This window comes from Zhongshania borealis (genome assembly GCF_039539625.1).
In the GTDB taxonomy this organism is placed as follows: domain Bacteria; phylum Pseudomonadota; class Gammaproteobacteria; order Pseudomonadales; family Spongiibacteraceae; genus Spongiibacter; species Spongiibacter borealis.
The window spans coordinates 12,729-33,660 of sequence record NZ_BAABDM010000003.1 but is presented as its reverse complement, the minus strand read 5'-3'; the positions used below and the strand labels follow the sequence as shown (position 1 = coordinate 33,660).

The following is a 20,932-nucleotide window of genomic DNA, read 5'->3' as shown; positions in this document are numbered from 1 at the left end:
CCCGCCCCTCAACTTACCCTGCCGGGTTGATATCTGAACTTCAAGTAACGTTGCGCACTACTAAGTATTTGAAAAGCCTCTTTTAAGTTTTTACGCTCAAAATCCGACAAATGCTCTGGTTCAATATTATTGTCTGGCTCTCGCTTCAATTCGATATCTAAGGCCTGATGGCGAATTCTAACCATGGCAATAAATTCAAGTGCGTCACGTAAATCCATGCCTCGGCCGGGCGGCAAGATCTTCGCGTCAATAATGTCCTCTAAGCGTTCAAAGGTGTTACGCGCTGTTGAGCCAACTAGCAATGCGTGAATGCGAACAAGATCGGCTATCGGTGCAGTACCTCGGCGCTTCATATTAATTGAATTTGTTTGCTGGCCATCGGTTTCCATCACGAAGTCCTTAAAAAAGCCCAAAGGGGGCGTTCGCAGCAAGGCATTGCGGGCCATGCATGCTAGGAATCGTGAATTCTTCTGGGCCTTGTCGCGAATCAACTGATTGAGGGCTTCCGCCCACTTGGTCTGACCCCACACTCCTTCTAGATCAAAGAATATTGAACTATGTAATAAAGACTCGGCGCTTGGCCTTTCAATCCACTCCCGAAAGTATTGCTGCCAAACCGAGAAAGACTGTCGCCAGCGAGGGTTGCTTGCCATGATGTTTCCGGTGCAGTAGCTATAGCCGCAACGCGCTAAACCGTCGCTGACAAAGCTGGCAAGTGCGCTGAAATATTCGTCGTGCAAGGCCGGCACAAAACTATCATCCAAAATAAGCGCGTTGTCCTGATCTGTTACAATCAATTGCTCGCCACGCGCCATAGAGCCTAATGCCAAGAAACAGTACGGCACGGGCGGTGTGCCTAAATGCGCTTCGCCTAGCTCACATAAACGCTGTTTAAAGCTCCGCCCAATCACCGCCATCGCATTGCCGATCATCTGCGAGTTGGCATCTTGATGCACCATTCGAGCAAAACAAGCGTGAACCTCTGGAGTAAGTACAGCTAAGTCATCGACGTTCTGTGCATTAAAAATACTTTTAACCACGAACAAGCTGTTTTGCGATTCGTAACGCAAAATATCCAAATGACTAATTAGGCCAATTGCTTGCTTTTTCTTCAGCACAGGGAGGTGCTGCACCTTGTGTTTGAGCATTAACATCATCGCGTCGAAAACGAACTGATGGCTTTGCACGTAAATCAGCTCGGTGCTCATGATATTCACCACCGGGGTTTCACTGCTTAGCCCCTTCGCGACAAGCCGGCCGCGAATATCTAGATCAGTCACAATGCCGATGATTTCACCTGCTTGGCCTTCGTGTTGTTCAGAAGCGGTAATCAATAATGAAGATACGTTCTCTTCGGTCATACGAATGGCGGCTTGATGTACGGTGGTCGCGCTAGCGACCATAACCGGTGGCGCCGTGATTAAGGTACTTACTTTCGCAGTGAGCAATGCATCATCGCTATCGTGCTTTGATATAGATTGGCGTAAGCGAGTCTGATCTTCTACTTCGACAAAATCGGCAAAGTGCTCAAAATTGTCAAATAAATAATTAAATGTCTCCTCGCTAATGAGATACACCAGCGAGTCTTCTAAAGCCGTAACCGGGAAACGCACAGGCCGATTAAGCATAACGCTTTGCTCGCCAAAAAAATCACCTGTGCCGAGCCGATTATATAGTTGCCCGTCGCGGCGAAAAACCTCGACTGCACCGCTGCGGATCACGTACCAATGGCGATTATCTTGTCCTAATTGAAGAATAGGTGACTGGGCGCGGTAATAGGCGATTTCAACGCTATTAGCGACGTTGTTCAACGCTTCCTCAGGTAAATTTGAGAATGGCTTATAACGCCGAAAAAAATCCAATACTTCGGATTGCTCAGCCTGCATTATTCTGCTCCGTAATCTACTTCATATGCCCGCCCGGAACCCATTATAGATTCAAGACGAGCAGCCAAACAGCTCGGGGTTATCGGGGCTCCGACATTAAGCCCTTCACCGTAGAAAATGCGGCCACCAGCAGCACCAGCGTAAAGGGTAAGCCGGTAGACACCGCCATGGCCTGCAAAGCCACCAAGCCACCCCCCACAATGAGCGATACGGCCACTAAACCTTCAAACAAACACCAAAACACCCGCTGTGGCGTTGGCGAATCAACCTTGCCACCGGCAGAAATCACATCAATCACCAAGGAACCAGAATCGGACGAGGTCACAAAGAACACAATTACCAGCACAATCGCAATGAACGAGGTGATACTCGACAAGGGCAAGGCATCAAGCATGCTAAACAATTGCAGGGGTAAATCAGCCTCAACCACTTTTTGATAATTATCGACCACCACTTGTTTAATTGCGGTACCGCCAAAAACCGTCATCCAGAACACGCACGCGGTAGACGGGATCAATAATACAGAAACAATAAATTCCCGCACTGTGCGACCACGTGATACGCGAGCAATGAACATACCCACAAAAGGACTCCATGATATCCACCACGCCCAGTAAAAGGCCGTCCAGCCCGAGGCAAAGTTGCTGTCTTCACGGCCTATGGGATTAGCCAGTTCAGGTAAATAGCGGAAGTAGGCGACGATATTTTCGGCAAAGCCAGTCGCGATGGCTAAGGTTGGCCCGACGACCACCACAAATGCCAGCAGCAGTAAGGCTAAGATCATATTGATCTCAGATAATTTTTTCACCCCAGCATCCAGGCCCTTCACTACAGAAATAAGTGCTATAGAAGTGATCCCGATCACCAACAAGATCTGCGTAGTTTCGCCTAGCGGGATACCAAACAGATAGTGCAAACCGGAAGCCGCTTGCGATGCCCCCAAGCCCAGCGACGTCGCCAAGCCAAATAGTGTCGCCAACACGGCCAGAATATCGATGATATGACCCGGCCAACCCCAAACCCGCTCGCCCAAGAGAGGATAAAAAACAGAGCGAATAGTGAGCGGTAAACCTTTGTTAAAGGAAAACAACGCCAAGCCCAATGCCATTACCGCGTATATAGCCCAAGGATGCAGAGCCCAGTGATAGATGGTAGCAGCCATTGCCAAACGTTCCGCTGACTCAGCATCACCTGCGGCGCCAGCCAAAGGCGCCCAATCGGTACGCGCACCACTCTCCCCAACGGTGCCGGCAAAGGAAGTCCCAAAATGGGTCAGAGGCTCAGAAACCCCATAAAACATCAAGCCGATGCCCATACCTGCAGCAAACAACATCGAAAACCAGCCTAGATAACTATAATCCGGTTTCGCTTCGGTACCACCGAGGCGCACCCGCCCTAGTGGCGAGACAACCAAAACCAAACATATCAGCACGAAAATATTTGCCGCACTAATAAAAAACCAATCTAGATTGCTCGTCAGCCAATTACGCACGCCACTGAACATGGGTTCAGCTTGTTCTTGAAAAAACAGTGTCAGTGCGACAAATGCAATCACGGCAAGCGCAGAAATGGCAAAGACCCGATTGTGTATATCTAGCCCAAAGGGACCAATATTCAGCACAATATTGTCTTGCCCAACTTGATAGTCAGTATTGATTGGCGTGACCTGGCCGTCGGGGACCATGGGATCCTTTTTATCTGTCATCAGATTATCCTTACTGCGTTTGTTAGTTTCAGTGTATTGCGCTCAACTGGCTTAAAAATAGTAACCAACATTAATGTTTAAACGCTGCTCGTAATCACCGCTATCCCCCACAGCGCTGCCGCCGACAAAGGGTTGATTCTTGGCGTGTACCCAATCGAAATAAGTAAACAAGCCGCCCGCTGCAACAGACACCCCAGTTACATTCATCACGGTATTTGCCGTTGCGTCTGACTTGTCGTAAACAACGCCATAATTATTATAAAATTGCAGACCAGTCACAGCGCCGAAGTTCACCGCCATGTCGTAAGCGATATTCAGCGTTGTGGACGTCGCCTCAGCAGCGATGGTGTCATAAAAGGAATAAGCGCCAACGGCAACTTGCTCAACATTGTCTATGTCGTAACGATATTGGCTATGTTGAAGTTGTAAATGCCAATTTTGATACTGGCTGTTAGCATGAAGTGCCCACGCATCATAATCGCCAGCGCGGCTGTCTCCGTCATGCAGCCCGCCACTTAAAACTGACACACCCACTTCCGTGGATAACTCGCCCTGCTCAAAATGATAGGCATAGCGGCCACTAAACGTATTGTATTCACCCAAGGCCTGACCCGGCTCATCGTAAATACCTTCGCCAGCAGTTCGCGCACCGACAATATCGTATGAGTAGCGGTCGGAACGGTTATCTACGTAACCATCGATTCCGCCGAGTTCGTCATTTTTGAAAAAACCGAGATCAAGTTGCCAATGTTCGGCAACATTGCGTTTAAACACCACACCTAGGTCAAAGTCATCTTCTAGACCCAGGTAATAATTTGCGCTGAAAAAATAATTATTGGAGTTATACGGGCTATTACCAAAGGGCACTTTCGTGACCCCTGCGTTTACCTGCCAATTTTCACTGAATTGGTAGCCAACGTAAGCGTATTTAATCGCGGTCATATAGTCGAAAAAGCGAATCTCACCATTCAATGACACATCGCCGATCTCACCGCGTAGATTCAACCTGAAGATATCAAAATCAAAATCCCCACCACGGTCCTTATTTCCTTCACTGTATGAGGTGTGGCTGTAATTCGTACGAACTGCGCCACCGACTGTAATGCCGTCCTTGGATTTTTCTTTTACCGGTGCCACAGTCGCTTGCTTCTCCGTTAAGGCCTGGGAGTTTATTGCAACTGACGAAGTCGTTAGTTCTGCTTGCGCCTCGATTTCCGCCAACCTAGTTTGCAGGGCCGAAATTTGTGCTTTAAGCGTCGCGAGTTCTTCTGCTGAGATCTCGACCGCTTGGGCAAACAGCGGCGTGGCGAAAGTAGCTGCCATTGCGATCGAAAGTAAACGATGTTTATTCATGATTATTTCCTATGATATAAAATTGATCTAAGCCAAAGCAGTTACCAGTACCTCTGCCATAATTCAGCACATTTATCGCCAGCAACCGATATTGATCTAATAACCTATTTTTCCTTGGTTCCATGGAAATACAGTGCGTTGCCCGTAATGCGTGCGCTACATCTTAAGTAGACGCTAAACTAATAATTGAAATTTAAATATTCGAAAATAAAGCGACACGCAGTGTGCGCTAAGCGACAGCTATCTGCCTTTTAACGCACACGGTGGTATTGAAAATATCGATATGTACAGCAAACGGATGCTATACATAAATACAGAGTGACTGTATCACGGCGTCACAATAGAAAAACCAGCTGCAATACCATCTTGCAGAGCAAAAAATCGACCCAGATCTATTTTGCTACCGTCAATTGATAACTGATCAGAGAACACCAAATCTTTAATACTTGCCTGACCAAGCGCAATATCCAGAAATAATGCATGACTTATTTTAAGTGTTGCATTGGCATCTGGATCAGCCTCTGCACGTCGATGATGCAATACCGAGTTCTTTAATTTTAATACGTGAGTCTCAGCCAAGTCAGTAAATACGAAATTAATCGTCATTTCCATGCCTTCCGCTTTCGTCGCGTTTAATCTCGCCGCCATCACGTTAAAGAAGTTTGAGAGCGGTGAGTGTACCAGCATATCTCTCGCAACGCTGAGATCCTGAGTGCTTGCCGTATTACCGTGACGCAGTTCATAGGCAGCGCTAAGATAAACATCGCGCCAAGGACCCGATTCTGCTTGGTAGCCAAGCTGATCATAATTGCGCGCCAACAGCGCTTTGGCTTGCTCGTTTTTAGGTTCAGCAAATACTAAGTGATTCAGCAGCGTTGCGACCCAGCGATAGTCACCCTCGTTATATGCCTGCTGTGCAACCGCCAACACTTTTGCAGCGCCGCCCATTGCAGCAATATAGCGACGCCCAGCATCTTCTGGGGGTAATGCATTCAGATTTGCAGGATTACCGTCATACCAGCCAAAATACCCTTGATAGACCGCGCGGGAATTGTGGCTTACCGTGCCATAGTAGCCGCGGTTAGCGAAGTTCTTCTGCAATGCCGCGGGCAGCGCCAATTGTTCAGCAATCTCCACTGGGGTGTAGCCTTTGTAGGCCATACCCAGCGTTTGGTCATGAATATACTTATACGTATCGCGTTGAACTTCCAAAAATTCGTTTATACGCGGCTGGCCCCAAATGGGCCAATGATGACTGGCAAAGTATATTTCGGCCTCATTAAACAAAGTCGCGGCCTCATCAATATAACCACTCCATGCCAGCGCATCACGCACTTTTGCACCACGCAGAGTGTATAGATTGTGCATATTTCGCGACAATAATTCGGCGCCGCAAAATGCTTTTTTCTCAGGTAAATAAAACGTAAATTCGGCGGGTGCTTCTGAACCTGATACGTTCTGAAAAACAAAGGAAACGCCATCAATCTCTAGGGTCTCACCAGTACGGCTAACAAGGTCTGTGGGCGTTAATATCCCCACGGTGCCAATACCCGGCTCTTTACCCAAGCCGCTATCCACGTGGCCACGTGCTGTTCTGGGCAGCGGCATGCCATACATATATTCCGCGCGACGGTTCATGGTCGGACCGGCTAAAACATTCTCACTAATCGACTCTTCCATGAACCCGCTTGGGGCAATAACCCGAATATCAGCAAGCTCAGTTTGCGCCGCAGCGAGTGCCCCTAGCGCGCCACCGAAATGATCTATATGGCTGTGCGTAAATAAAATTGCCGATATGGTTTGGTCGCCAAGATGTTCGCGGGCAAACTCAATTCCGCGCGCCGCGGTCTCCGCCGTGGTCAAAGGGTCGACCACGATCCAACCTTTATCGCCCTCGATGATGGTCATATTGGCAAGGTCAAAGCCACGCAACTGATAAACACCGTCGGTGACCTTAAAAAGACCATGAATATTATTCAGCTTGGCTTGCCGCCAAAGGCTAGGATTGACGCTATCGGGCGCATCGCCACTAATAAACTCGTATGACGGCTGATCCCATATTACTTTATCGTTTTTATCACGAATCGTAAGCGCCTCTGCGCTGGCGATGAGACCACGTCTAGCCTCAACAAAATCCTGTTCGTCTGCAAAAGGCAATTCTTGCAATACCTGCCGATTTATCTCAGCCGTGCGCGCTGTGGCGGGTGTACTGCCATAGGCGTCGGCATCGGCGGCGCGCTCAAGTGGAGTATCTTTAGAGCTACAGCCACCGAGTGTGAGCGTGGCGACACACAATCCCAAGGCGGCACACAAAGGGAGTTTTCTCATAATCTAATCCTTATCACCATTTTTTATTGTTCTAACTGTAATACCTCCCTCGCGCTAGTAGCCGCTTAACATTGCTCTTTGAAGCGCAACAGACTAGGAAGATCGACGTGATTGTTGTGTTATTATTTAGTTCGTACAAATAACAATATCAATAACACAGCGATCATAATAAGACGATAACCATGCGAATACTCAAATACAGCTTAGCACTCGTGCTTGGAATCACCATTGGCATTTTGTCCGCGCAAGCTGCGCTTCGCAAACAGCTCGACGCCGCAGCACTGCATAATGGCCCGTGGCGAACGCTGTTAGCAACCGGCGCCGTTGATTCAAATATGTACGAACGCGCTGCCATTGCGGTCGGTGGCCTACTCGCGCTATCCAAAGAAGAGACACTTTATTACACCGCCGCGGAGGACAGCATTGGCCAGCCGCTGCAAGAACACTGCACCTACCATGTTTTAGGTAAAGACCCAGACGCCCGCTGGTGGAGTCTAACCGCCTATGCAGCCGACCACTATTTACCCCAAAATACAGATAATGCACTGTCGATTGCGAAAACAACGGTCGAGAGAGATGAGAACGGGCAATTCGATATTATCGTGTCGGCAATTGCGAACCCCAAAAACTGGATTTCAAGCCGCGCAGCTGGCAATTACTCTCTTACACTGCGCCTATACAACCCTAGCGCCGAGGTATACAAGGCACCGCAAAGCGTCGAACTCCCCGTAATTCAACGGGAGAACTGCCAATGAAACGCTTAGCCCACTGGCTTGTATTCATCGCCATCGTCGCCGTCGTTAGCCACCTTGTTGTTGTGCGTTATACGCCCAAAGCCCTTATGGCTCTCATCATGTTCAATATCAAGTCTGAGGCTGGAGGGGCCAATCGGCTGTATATTCCAGAAAAAATCACTGCGAAAAGCCGAAAAATAGTCAGACCAGCGCCAGACCTTGCCTACACCGTATGTGCATACGACCTAAGTAACGGACCAGTAATGGCGACATTAAACGCATCGGATAACTATACATCGCTCGCTGTATTTGCCGACAACACCGACAATATATTTGCAGTTAACGACCAAGCGATAAGCGGCAACCTGGTGACCGTCGTGCTAAGGACCGAGCAGCAAGAGATACAGCCTGCGACCGACGCCATCGAGGTAACGGCGCCGAGCGACAAAGGCTTAATTTTATGGCGACGGGTGATCACATCAAATGCTGACTGGCCTCAAGTTGATACCGCACGCAGGGAAGTTAGCTGCGGGGGCTACCATCAAACTAAATCGGATATTTAAACGCAGCATTTGAACATACGTCGGTGGTTACAATTGGCATTTTATCTCGCCCGAGCCGCCGGCCATTCCATCCCATACGGCCTGCCTGTCAATCATTCTCACATACTCATCAAGCTGCCTTGGTAGGGTTACTTAACGGCGCTTTGTATCGAGACGAGCAAACAAAACAAGATCTCAAAGGGGTTTCTACGTGAACTAGCGGTCACTTCATGAGCAGATCAGGCAATTTTTTGTGACCGCCGTCACACCTAGATATAAGTGTAACTACGTACCATGACTACTCGCTTACAACAGTTTTAGTTAGCGGTGGCGCCGTAAGCATTGCAATCACTTTCAGAAGATAAAATTTTGGGGAACAGAATGACTAGTATTAAAAAAATTGCGGCTGCAGTCGCGTTCACTTCGATCTCATCCCTCAGCATGGCTGGCCCACTAGCGCCGGTTATTGACGTATTAACGCAAGTCGACAATCAGCTTGGTGCCTTGGGCGGCGGCGCAAGCGGGCTTCCCGGCTTAGATGCACTCCCCCTCGATCCAATGGTACTACTGACAACGCTACCCGCCCTTGATGGTGGCTTGATTGGCTTAGAAACACTTACCAACCCTAGCGCTTTACTTGGTGGCGGCCTGCCAGGCCTTGACGCCCTACCTACAGACCCAAGTGTGCTGCTTAGCGGTGGCCTGCCAAACGTAACTGATTATTTAGCCCTATTGAATGTTGGCCTGCCAACCATACCTGGTTTAACCTTCCTACCCATTGATCCCGGCGCATTACTTGGCGGCAGCCTGCCAGGCCTAGATGCACTGCCAATTGACGTGGTATCAATATTAAGCGGCGGCCCGGTACCTGGCTTAAGCGTCCTTCCTTTTGATGTATTTGCCGTGATTGGCGGTGGTAGCTTACCTGGCCTCGATGCGTTGCCAATTGATATTTTGGCCATTGCTCCGCTTTAAACGTTAGCGTATTCCCCGCAAGGAACTAAAGTCCTTGCGGGAAAATAAACGAATGAGTTTAAACGTAGCGATAGTTAAACATGCCTATCCCCCGTCAAAAACACCTCATTCCCCCAAAGCAAATTTGGCCCCCTCCACGACAAACACTCACCGATTCACATCAATACCTTCAACAACTGCCATAAAGCCCAAAATTTGACTTCACCTACTGGTATCTCGTGTACATACAACAGTTTCGTCTCATTAACTGCCCCGAAATACTAAGAATCTCAGAAAAAAGGCCACCGATTCGTTGACCGCACATAGCCAGCTCCCAAACAAAGAACAGCACTAAACTGTGTAAGTTGTAGTTGTGATCGCCAACCATCACGGCGCCATAAGCCATATCTATCGACTCTAACCAATAACAATGCATGGGGGTTAAATCCGCAAATTAATAAGGTGCTTGACTACACCCTCCTTGTGTATAATTATCAATAATAATCAAGCATCGCATGCCTTGCTACGAATAGTAAGCTGCCGCTCTATTCAAGGACACATGGTTGCATACAACCCAAGTACAGCTATTCAACATTTAATTTTGATTGGGTACGAAACCAGCCATATCGGTAAGTGAGTTTATGAAGCTTCTTTGATAGTAAAAATATTTAAGTCACTATATAGGGAAGATCTAAGCGGATGTTGTACTTTACCGCTAGCTCGAAAACACCACCCTAGATAATAAAATCAGTCCAAATCGGATTTATAGACGTTTACTTAAGGATTTTTTCAAAACATAAACCCACCGACGTCTAGCTGAAATCAGGAGTTCATGTGTTTTTTGTTAATGTGCTTAAACAAGTATGTCACCATACTGAAATTCTTTCTGGCTTGATAGTACTGCTTTTCAGTTTATATGCTTGTTCAACACCATCGGAATCAAACTTCAGTACTGCAGTAGAAATAGTTGTCACAAGTAATAATCCAGAAGAACTCGCACGCGTTATTGAGCAGGCAAAACCGCTTCTCGCTTCAGGCAGGGATGTTAATGTCAGCTTAGCAGCTGGAACCTATTATTTAGATAAGACACTTGTACTCGAAAACAATACCGATAATACCCTTTCACTCATTGGGGCCATGGATGGAAAAACCATAATAAGTGGCGCCAAGAAAACAAACCCTAAATGGCAAAGACACACGCAGAATATCGTCAAAACCAAGCTCGACATTCATCATGTTGATCAAGTCTTCGTTGGCGATAAATCGCAAATTAGGGCGCGTTATCCAAACTACAACCCCAACGCAGACATTTATGGCGGATATGCGGAAGACGCCATAGATCCCAAACGTACAAAACATTGGACAAACCCAAAGGGTGCTTTTGTTCATGCTTTGCATAAAGGCCGCTGGGGTGGAATGCATTATGCTCTTACGGGAAAAGCAGCTGACGGTGAATGGATATTGGAGGGTGGTTACCAGAACAATCGTCCATCAGCGCCACATAGAAAATATCGCTATGTAGAGAATGTTTTTGAAGAACTTGATGCACCCAAAGAATGGTACTTTGATAATAGCGATCAAACCTTGTATTTCTACCCTGACAGCACTGATCTAGCTAATTACCGTCAGCTAGATATACCACAGTTAAAACAGCTAATCACCATTACTGGCAATGCAAACAAGCCTGTTAAAAACATAATGATAAGCGGCATAACCTTTACTCACACCACACATAGCTTTATGGACACAAGTGAACCACTATTAAGAAGTGATTGGGCGATATACCGAGGCGCTGCGGTCGCGATCGAAAATGCCGAAAACATCCAGATTAAAGCCAGTAGCTTTGTTAACCTTGGTGGAAATGCAATCGCGGTAAACCGCTATGCTCGTAATATCGAGATTTCCGGAAATCATATTTCTCATATTGGCGCAGGCGCAATAAATTTCGTTGGCGACCCATCGGCCGTACGCTCAGCTAGCTTTACCTACCATGAATTTATTGAGTTAGATAAGATCGATTTTTCCGCTGGCCCTCAAAATGCCTTATACCCCGCCAATTCACTCGTCATTGATAATTTAATACACAACATTGGCTTGATTGAAAAGCAAGTGGCTGGTGTGCAATTGTCAATGTCGCGCGCCATAACCGTCAGTCACAATTCAATCTATCAAGTCCCTAGGGCTGGTATAAACGTCAGTGAAGGTACATGGGGTGGGCATCTCATTGAATATAATGATGTTTTCAACACCGTGTTAGAAACCGGTGATCACGGTGCGTTTAACTCGTGGGGTAGAGACCGATTTTGGCATCCAACACGCAAAAAAATGGAATATATCACGCAATCCTACCCTGACCTTTACCTGAAAGATGCCACCGAAACCGTAGTGATCAGAAACAACCGCTTCAGATGTGATCATGGCTGGGATATCGACCTAGATGACGGTTCGTCCAATTACGATATTTATAACAATGTGTTGCTCAACGGCGGTTTAAAACTAAGAGAAGGTTTTCGGCGGAACGTCTATAACAATATTCTCATCAACAATACCTTGCACCCACACGTTTGGTTTAAAAATAGCGGCGATAAATTCAAACACAACATAGTAATGATGGGCTATGCCCCGGTCTCTAACGACTTCTGGGGTGAAGACATAGACCAAAACTACTTCATGAATTGGTCTGCATTAGACGATGCGCAAAAGCGCGGTACAGACAAGCGCTCAAAATATGGGCCACCATTGTTTATTAATGCAAATACGGGTGACTTTCGAGTTCAAGATGATTCAAAGGCAAAGGAAATTGGCTTCAAAAATTTCAGCACTAACAATGTTGGCGTAATGAGTCCAAAGCTTAAGAAAATTGCACTAAAACCGAATATTCCAGGTCTTATTCTTGCTAATCAAAGCAACGACAAGACCAAAACCTACCAACTCTTTGGCGCCAAAATAAAGACAGTTACAACTCTCGGCGAACAATCTGCTTTAGGTATTTCTGAAATGGCAGGAGCCATGATCATATCAGTGACAAAAGATAGCTTAATGGATAGAAGTGGCATTATGGCCAATGATGTAATTTTAGAAGTTCTGGATAAAAACAAAATTGATACAGCAGAAGATTTTCTAAGTGCATATCAAACTAATAAGTGGCACAAAAAATTAAATCTAACTATATCCAGAAATCAAAACATAAAGAAAATTATTCTTCTTTTAAGAGATTAGTAATGAGAGTTAATACAAAAAATGCACTTATCAATATCTTTCTGTTATTACTTTTCTCATATCAATGTTTAGCCGAACCTTTACATAAGCCAAGGCATAATCGCCCCAATATTATTGTTATTGTAGCTGATGACTTAGGATGGGGAGATACTGCCACCTATGGCCACAGTGTTATTAAAACGCCAAATATAGACTTGCTTGCCAAACAAGGTGTTAAATTTAATCAAGGCTATGCGGCGGCAGGAGTATGCTCTCCATCACGCTCTGCAATTCTCACTGGCAGAACACCCTACCGCAATGGAGTATGGCGACATTTATCCGGACATTCCGAGCCAACACACCTTCGCAAAAGTGAAATCACCTATCCCAGGATGCTTAAACAGGCAGGTTATAGTACAGCGCACTTTGGAAAATGGCATTTACTCTCCAAGACTCAAGTCAATAACAAGTCATTTCCACAGCCAAATGATCATGGTTATGACTACTGGTTTGCCACACACAATAATGCTTGGCCCAGCCATAAAAACCCCAACAATTTCATCCGAAATGGCGTGAAAGTTGGCGAGCTAAATGGTTATTCCGCACCACTGGTTGCGGATGAGGCAATTCAATGGTTAAAACATAAGCGCGAGCCCCTAAAACCATTCTTAATGTCTGTGTGGTTTCATGAGCCCCACTCCCCCATCGCAACCGATATTAAATTTTCAGATCTCTACCCAAATGAAACACCCCAAAATAAAAAATATTATGGCAACATCAGTCAAATGGACTATGCACTGGGCCAGATATTGAAAGCCCTAGATACGCAAGACCTTAGCGACAACACTTTAGTAATATTTACATCAGATAACGGGCCAGTGGTTAAATTTGGCGGTAGCAGTGGTGGTTTAAAAGGCTATAAACGCTATGATTTTGAAGGAGGGATTCGTGTTCCCTTTCTCGTTCGCTGGCCTGGACATGTTATAGCAAATACAGAAAGCAACATACCGGTAATCGGCACTGATATTTTCACGACGGTTTTAAATATCGTTGGCCTTCCAACTCCCCAAGATAGAACCATCGACGGTGTCAACTTTCTGCCAGCAATTACCGGCAAGCATTTAGTACGTAAAACGCCACTCTTTTGGCGAACTCATGTTTCTCCCTACGACAATCGTGTCGCGCTCCGCGAAGGCGACTGGAAAATCGTTGCCAATGATACCCTGAGTAACTTCAAACTTTTCAATATCCAAGAAGACATGAAGGAAGAAATTGACCTTGCCGAAGGGATGCCTGAAAAATTGGCACAGATGAAACAGCGGCTCATAAACACATGGCAAGAAATATCCGCCGAAGGACCTAATCAATGGTGGGAAAGTGAGACTAGCAAGCCCATGCCTGGGGCAACGCTGCGATATTAATGCTTATAAGCTGTTGTAAATATGCACTTACTAACACTTTTTAGATCACAAACTAAGACTTCGACTGGATACTTGAGCCTATCGCTAGGGGATAATAATGGATGATTTGAATACAATGCCACACACAACAAACATCTTTACGAAAAAGGTAAATATCGGTTTATTGGCAATATTAATCATGAGCAGTATGGATGTGTCTGCGCTAGAAAATGGCAATCCTTTGGTCAATCACATCTATACAGCCGACCCCTCTGCGCATGTATTCGAAAACAGAGTCTATATCTACCCATCTCACGATGAAGATGATGCAATGCGGTATACAATGAAAGACTACCATGTTCTTTCATCTGCAGACCTATTAACGTGGGAAGACCACGGTATCGCACTTTCAGTAGATAATGTTCCCTGGGCAAGTCAAAAAATGTGGGCCCCAGACTGCGTATATAAAGATGGAACTTATTATTTTTATTTCCCAGCAAAGGACAAAGATAACAATTTTAGAATTGGCGTCGCCACCAGTGACTCACCTGCTGGGCCATTTACAGCAGAGCCTAGCTACATTCAAGGTAGCGATGAAATTGATCCCGCCGTATTCATTGACGATGATGGTCAAGCCTACCTTTATTGGGGTGGAAAATCTGTCAAGGTAGCGAAATTAGATGCCTCCATGAAGAAAATAAACGGCGAGATCCTTAAACTCAAGGGCGTAGATTATTTCTATGAAGCGGCTTGGATGCACAAGTATCAAACCACTTATTACTTAAGCTATTCTACTGGAAAATTTCTTCCTGACACCAACGATCATTTAATCGCCTACGCAACGGCGGACAGCCCGACAGGGCCGTTTAGCTACCAAGGTATAGTCAATGGTGATGTATCCGGCATTACAAATCATCATTCTATAGTTGAATACAAGGGACAGTGGTATTTGTTTTACCATAACTCTGATTTGTCCGGCGGTAACAATACTCGACGAAGCGTGGCTGCCGATTACCTGCATTTCAATGATGACGGTTCAATCAGACCCGTTATTCAAACAGAACTTGGGATTGGCCGATACAATGGTCGAAGCACAATAGAAGCCGAAAATTACAGCGAAACCAACAACACAAAAAAACGTGAAAACTTTAATGACGATGGACTTCATGTCGTCTTCGACAATAATGACAAAATCATATTTAACAACATAGACTTCGACAATCTGTCATTCAACCACGTCCAATTAAAAGTGACATCAGAAACAGATACCGGAACCGTGATGGTACGTACTAAAACCGGAACTCTGCTGGCGGAAATAACGATACCTAAAACTGAGGGTATAGGAAAATGGAAAACCGTAGGGGGTAAAATTGGACCACTGACCGGCACAAACGACATTTCCTTTAGCTACGTTGACGCTAGCGCCACCGATAGCGTACTTCGCCTCGATAGCATTTTATTTACCAAAGATACAGATTAATTCCCTGAAAAAAATACAAAGGTATTGATCAAATTAGAGAAAAACTAAATTCATAACTGATGCGCTAATTGTTAAATAGACACAATTTCTCCTGCGGACGTAGCTACGCATTTCCTCAGGAGAAATACTCCAACATCAACTGATTCAAACGCTCAGGCTGCTCCAATGAGATCCAATGATGCCCCCTCAAACGCTCGTAACGCCAAGGGCCATCAACATATTTCTCAGAGTCAAGCATCTGAGCTTCCGTCAAGAAGCGATCACCGTCGCTCCAAAGGCCTAGTGTTGGCACAGATACTCTCGGCTGCCTGCGAATAAATACAGTCACTAAAGCCGCTCGATACAGACGTACTGCCCCAGTTAGCCGCCCAGGTTGACGCAAGCGTGCCATGACTTCATCCATGTCCGGATGGCTAGCGAACACCTTACGCAAGGAAAACCGTCCTTCGCCCCTCAGAAGCCATTCCGACAGGCCACCTAGCTGAAAGAATAGGGTATACCAGCCTAGCAATTTTTGTTTTAGCCCAGCACGGGCGTATGACGTGGGATGGCCTACCGACATCACCAGTAATTTATTTGTACGTGCTGGGAAGTATGCCGCGAAAAACCAGGCAATGACCGCGCCCCAGTCATGGCCCACAACATACACCTTTTCAATACCTAGGTGGTCAAGCAAGGCAACACTATCACTGGCGACCTTGACCGCATTGTAATCGCGAACGCGCGGCGCCATGTCGGACTGCCCGCAGCCGAGCGTATCTGGTGCAACACACCTATAGCCAGCAGCATGAAGCGCGTCAATTTGCAGCTGCCACATTAAAGCCGTATCTGGAAAACCATGTAGCAATAACACCACAGGCCGATCGCCATCGCCTGGCGCAGAGTCCAAGTAGGACAGGCTAAAGCCTCGATGTTTGAATTGGAACCTGAACAACTCCATTAAAATAACCTCACTTATTTACCAAAGGTTCCACCGCGAAATCGCTAGCGAGACGTGATCAACGCCAACTTTACACGGCTAAGGTGTCGACACAACACTATATATATCAATTATTTGGGCAGTGTAGCACGATGATAAAGTTGCTCCGCGTAAACCTCTGCCCCAGATCCGCACCCAGCCCCGCTAGAAAGACATTTCCTCGCTTGATCAGCTAGATTTTCTCGAGCACCAGCACAGGAAATGTGTTAGATCAGCACCTTAATGCTGTTATATATCAATATGTTGGCGATTTTTTGAACAAATACCGGCAATTTCAAAATTATTTCATGAAGTCGTTGACAGGAAGGGATGACATCCATATAGTACGCAGCCTGAAGCGCCCGTAGCTCAGCTGGATAGAGTACCTGGCTACGAACCAGGCGGTCGCACGTTCGAATCGTGCCGGGCGCACCAAACATAAGTCTTTGACTTATATAAAAAAACCTAGACCTTTGGTCTGGGTTTTTTTATGCCTGAAATTTGGCTGTGCCCAAATCGTGCCCAAACTGTGCCCATTCAATTTTCAAAACTCCCAAATTTGACCTCTTAGCTCCATAATTCGGATGTCCGCAGACGTTGGTGCCAAGTGGTCGCTGACCACTTGGTTTGTGCCAATTACCATTGTGCCACAAAAGCTAAGTTGTCAGTCCAGTTACCTCAACGGGCTCTACCCCATTAACGGGGGATGGCGCTCATCAAACCCTGTTAATCACACCGTCCCATCCACAATGGGTCAGCACTCTTATCCTGTAATTTTCAACGAGCTACACCCTATGGCGATACCATTAACCGGGAACGGCACTCATTAAACGCAGTTAATAATCCCACAACACCCGCTATGGACCAAGACATCTCGGTGTCATTAAAGTCACAGGCTCTACCCCATTAACGGACGATCAAAACCACTCAAATAGACTATTATGTACCTCAGTGGTTGCATCACCCAAGGTCACCAATTGAGTGCTTCGAGACTGAAGGTCCGGTTGATGTATGCTGGGTACGTAATTGCTTATAAGAATTAGACTAAACGGCAAAAATAAATAAATCGAATAAGAATATGAAAGGACTCCGCCATGGTTAAGTTTTTAAACGTTTGGAAGGTAAAACCCTTCGCGCTTTTTGTGTTGGCGGTGCTATCAATTCAAGGCTGTCGGGACAGTAAACAAATCAGTACAACGCAATCGATTGATGTAAATCAATTGGCTGGTTTGCCATCAGAATTCACTCCTAGACCCGGCCCGCCAATTCTTTACGCGCCGGCTCCAGTTTCTCCACAACTTAGCAATACAAGCATTTGGAATGCGCAGCCTATTCTGATTTCCGGCGCGACCGCTTATCGCTCTGGCGAATTTATTTACCAGGATTGGCTTTTTGACGATCACGGTGCTGCTGGAACTCAGGATTTCACGGACCCTCAGGGCGCTGGGAGTACTAGCTATATTTTTTCTCGAAAAGCGGGGACTTTAACGTACCCGACGAATTCTGCTTATGCGAATAATGCTGCCGATCTCGTTGAGCTGCGAATGCGTGCTTTAAACAATGCGACGGCTTTTCGGCTGACGTTAAATACAATGATAGAGTCAGAGCTTTCCGCATTCACTCTTGCAATTGGCGCGTCCGATGAACTCGTAGATTGGCCTCTCGGTGCTGGAGTTAGGTCACCTGCAGATATCTTCGTCACAGTACATAGCAGTGAAGCTGTTGCTCATAAAGCAAGTGATTTAACTGTTATAGAAGCTGAAATCACCGTAAATGTGGATCCAGTGCGGCGTCAGATTGAGGTAAGAATTCCACACGGTATATGGAATCCAGGCCGAGGTAAAGTTCGTTTGGCTGCGGGTGTAGGATTATGGGATTTGGAATCTGGTCACTATCTTCAGCCGGGATTGATCGCAAATGACACTACTCCAGGCGGCGCTGCGATTTCTGGCGCGGCACTGTATAACGTAGCATTTCGTGAAGAACCCATGCCGCAATTTACCGCTAAGAGCGGTAGAACAATTGTTGATGCCGCTGCGCAGGCTTTAGCTGAAGCTCATTTTTGGCAGGAACGAGCACAGGCAGATGCCCTCAGTTCGGGTGATATAAGCACGTTCTATACGGTTGTGGATTTTGCAAAACTTATAGACTCCATCACAGATGAATCCGGTGTCCCGTTAACGGGACACATGAACCGAATCTTTGCTAGTAGATTTGAGTACGGCCAAGGCGTTGATTACTCTCGTCAATGCGGTCTTGGAACTACAGGGGAATGTGATGGACCTCTTATTGGGCAATTGCAGCCCTATGCGATCTATGTGCCGCGAACTCCACCATCCGTGGAGGGTTATGGCCTTACATTATTGCTACATGCCCTGTCGGCTAATTTTAATCAATATCTAGGTAGTCGGCACGCTGAACAGTATGGCGAGCGCGGTCGCGGTAGTATTGTTATAACGCCTGCTGCGCGAGGGCCAGATGGTTTTTACATCGATATGGCTGAAGCTGATGTATTTGAAGTCTGGGCTGATGTCGCTAGCCACTATAAACTTGATTCAGAATGGGTTGCTATGAGCGGGATCTCTATGGGTGGCATTGGGAGTTTTCGTCTTGCGTCACGCTATCCTGATTTATTTGCTCGAATTGCGCCGGTAGTCGCGACCACACCAGTCGAGCACCTCGTGGCAAGCATGCATAATGTCCCCGTTATGATGTGGGTTTCAGCTCTGGATGAACTGCAACCGTTGCCGTTAACTGAGCTTACAGTGCAAGCGCTAGACAATACTGGTTTAAGATATGATGTATTAAGTTTTCCAACATGGGACCATCTTTCACCCTCAACCTATGATTACTATCCGCAAGCAACTGCGTTTCTTGGAGAGCATTTGGTGGAACGTAACCCTGCTAGGGTACGGTATGCTATTGATCGCTCTCAAGATAGCCCCCGCGTGGGTGTAGTTGCGCCAAGTGGAGCGTATTGGGTTTCTAATATTGAGCTTAATGATAAGCAACTTTTGACTGGCGAAATTGATATTGTCACAGAAGGGCTTGGTGTGGCTCAGGGTGAACCAACGCCGTTCAGTTCAAGCGCCGCTGTCCTTTCTGGAGGTAGCCATGAGCCAGCTCCATATTTCCGTCGTCAGCGTGATTGGACTTCGAGCACTGAAATTGCGCGTACGGATCGCGTACATATAAAAGCTCGGAATGTAAAATATTTGCAAATAGATCCCGCTCGTGCCGGATTGAGTTGTTTTCCTGATATTAGAATTGAGGCGGACGGTCCAGTGGAAGTGGGGCTGATCGGCTGTTGATTGTAATTAATCGAGATTTACCTGCGCAATCGAACAAGGCCATTTAGTTCGGGGTTTTTGACCATCCGCTCTTTACTAGACCAAGAAATGCCATCGTAAGTAGATGGTGCTTCAGACTCTTGAGTCACAAAAGCAGTCAGTCACTGTTTTCGCTCGTCGAGATAAGTGAACAAGAGAGTACGCCCCACTAACACATTGGCGAATCACTTAACTCATTGAAATTTCAAAAAAATGCGATATAGCCGCTGTACTTATAGTGATCCAAGGTAGAGCGGACGGATTCAGGAATACTTTCGTCTCCATGAAAATCATCCGTGCGCTCAACGTAGAGGTTTACTTTATCCCGTTGGAGGGAGTAGGCGACCCAGTCAGGCTGCTTGGTGGTGTAGTTATAGCCCACCGAGTAGTTGTCCCAGCACAGGATTTGATCGCTGACTGTGGGAACGGAGTACGGGTTGTGAGCAAGGCAGTCGGTAATCTTCGCGCTATCGCTGCCAGCACCCTCACCAGCCGAGCCTGAACCTTCTCCGGAAGATGCGCCCTCATTGCCAGCACTGGTGTCTTCACCAGAGGCATCGCCGCTGTTGTCAGTTTCATCTGGTGTATTGGCACCGTTATCCACCCCACCAGGGGCAATGCCACCTGCGTTGTCGGTGCCAGAGTCTTCGATGTTGGAGGGGTAGTCGGTAGAGCTATCCTTTTCGGGATCGCCACCACCGCCGCCACAACCAATCAAAGCCGCATGCGCCCAGTACTGTTTTCAGAATTGAATGATCCATAAGTATCCTATGCTCGTAGTTGCTTCCTTAGAATTCTCGCTGCCAGCAGGGCAGTAAAATTGCGATCCAGTAAAATGTACTACCTGAAAAAACCGACGCAAATTAGCGTGCATCAGGTGTACTGGTCGCTGAACCCCCGTTTTATCTACGTTTCAGCCGGGAGAACAATATTGCTACTACTCATTAAAGCCAATATTTAGTGATATGCCCTCATTTAGCTGGGCATTCCGGTGAATAAATGGGTGAATTGGGCCACTATATTTATAGGGAGGTAACAGCTCCACATTCCCAGCATCGTTCGACC

At 46.6% G+C, this 20,932-nt stretch carries 13 protein-coding genes and 1 tRNA gene; 8 read left to right on the top strand and 6 right to left on the bottom strand.

The window, feature by feature from the left end; translation table 11 throughout:
• Window positions 1-8: 8 nt before the first annotated feature.
• The 4 genes from ABD836_RS09555 to ABD836_RS09540 all read right to left on the bottom strand — a co-directional run bounded on the left by ABD836_RS09555 (window position 9) and on the right by ABD836_RS09540 (window position 7,272).
• Complete coding sequence (locus ABD836_RS09555; RefSeq protein WP_344935090.1) at window positions 9-1,886, bottom strand: DUF294 nucleotidyltransferase-like domain-containing protein; 1,878 nt, start codon at window positions 1,884-1,886, stop codon at window positions 9-11.
• Window positions 1,887-1,965: 79 nt separating this feature from the next.
• Window positions 1,966-3,591: a BCCT family transporter gene (locus ABD836_RS09550; RefSeq protein ID WP_344935088.1), complete on the bottom strand. Its 1,626-nt coding sequence runs from the start codon at window positions 3,589-3,591 to the stop codon at window positions 1,966-1,968.
• 51 nt (window positions 3,592-3,642) lie between these two features.
• The gene (locus ABD836_RS09545) at window positions 3,643-4,944 is read right to left on the bottom strand and encodes a porin (RefSeq protein WP_344935085.1); all 1,302 of its coding nucleotides are present in this window, start codon (window positions 4,942-4,944) and stop codon (window positions 3,643-3,645) included.
• Between the two features lie 327 nt (window positions 4,945-5,271).
• A complete protein-coding gene (locus ABD836_RS09540; protein WP_344935083.1) occupies window positions 5,272-7,272 on the bottom strand; it encodes an alkyl/aryl-sulfatase in 2,001 nt (666 codons plus the stop codon).
• 182 nt (window positions 7,273-7,454) lie between these two features.
• Here ABD836_RS09540 and ABD836_RS09535 point away from each other — a divergent pair, with 182 nt between their 5' ends.
• The 6 genes from ABD836_RS09535 (at window position 7,455) to ABD836_RS09510 (ending at window position 15,580) form a co-directional block, all read left to right on the top strand.
• Window positions 7,455-8,027, top strand: a complete 573-nt coding sequence (locus ABD836_RS09535) for a DUF1214 domain-containing protein (RefSeq protein ID WP_344935081.1) — start codon at window positions 7,455-7,457, stop codon at window positions 8,025-8,027.
• Complete coding sequence (locus tag ABD836_RS09530; RefSeq protein WP_344935079.1) at window positions 8,024-8,569, top strand: DUF1254 domain-containing protein; 546 nt, start codon at window positions 8,024-8,026, stop codon at window positions 8,567-8,569. Before ABD836_RS09535 ends, ABD836_RS09530 begins: the two co-directional genes overlap by 4 nt.
• A 360-nt stretch (window positions 8,570-8,929) precedes the next feature.
• Window positions 8,930-9,523: a hypothetical protein gene (locus tag ABD836_RS09525; RefSeq protein WP_344935077.1), complete on the top strand. Its 594-nt coding sequence runs from the start codon at window positions 8,930-8,932 to the stop codon at window positions 9,521-9,523.
• An 813-nt stretch (window positions 9,524-10,336) separates the two neighbouring features.
• Window positions 10,337-12,721 (top strand): right-handed parallel beta-helix repeat-containing protein, encoded by a 2,385-nt coding sequence (locus ABD836_RS09520; RefSeq protein ID WP_344935075.1) that lies wholly within the window; start codon window positions 10,337-10,339, stop codon window positions 12,719-12,721.
• Window positions 12,646-14,121 (top strand): sulfatase-like hydrolase/transferase, encoded by a 1,476-nt coding sequence (locus ABD836_RS09515; protein WP_344935073.1) that lies wholly within the window; start codon window positions 12,646-12,648, stop codon window positions 14,119-14,121. Before ABD836_RS09520 ends, ABD836_RS09515 begins: the two co-directional genes overlap by 76 nt.
• Window positions 14,122-14,218: 97 nt before the next feature.
• On the top strand, window positions 14,219-15,580 hold the full coding sequence (locus tag ABD836_RS09510; protein WP_344935071.1) for a family 43 glycosylhydrolase: 1,362 nt from the start codon (window positions 14,219-14,221) through the stop codon (window positions 15,578-15,580).
• A 115-nt stretch (window positions 15,581-15,695) separates the two neighbouring features.
• Here the strand turns inward: ABD836_RS09510 and ABD836_RS09505 are convergent, their stop codons facing one another.
• The gene (locus ABD836_RS09505; RefSeq protein ID WP_344935069.1) at window positions 15,696-16,520 is read right to left on the bottom strand and encodes an alpha/beta fold hydrolase; all 825 of its coding nucleotides are present in this window, start codon (window positions 16,518-16,520) and stop codon (window positions 15,696-15,698) included.
• A 376-nt stretch (window positions 16,521-16,896) separates the two neighbouring features.
• Here ABD836_RS09505 and ABD836_RS09500 point away from each other — a divergent pair.
• Window positions 16,897-16,973 (top strand) — tRNA-Arg (locus tag ABD836_RS09500).
• Between the two features lie 659 nt (window positions 16,974-17,632).
• Entirely contained in the window at window positions 17,633-19,849 is a 2,217-nt protein-coding gene (locus ABD836_RS09495) for a hypothetical protein (protein ID WP_344935066.1), read from the top strand.
• Window positions 19,850-20,072: 223 nt separating this feature from the next.
• Here the strand turns inward: ABD836_RS09495 and ABD836_RS09490 are convergent, their stop codons facing one another.
• Window positions 20,073-20,585 carry a DNA/RNA non-specific endonuclease gene (locus tag ABD836_RS09490; protein WP_344935064.1) on the bottom strand — a complete coding sequence of 171 codons (513 nt, stop codon included), beginning with the start codon at window positions 20,583-20,585 and terminating at the stop codon, window positions 20,073-20,075.
• Between the last annotated feature and the right edge of the window lie 347 nt (window positions 20,586-20,932).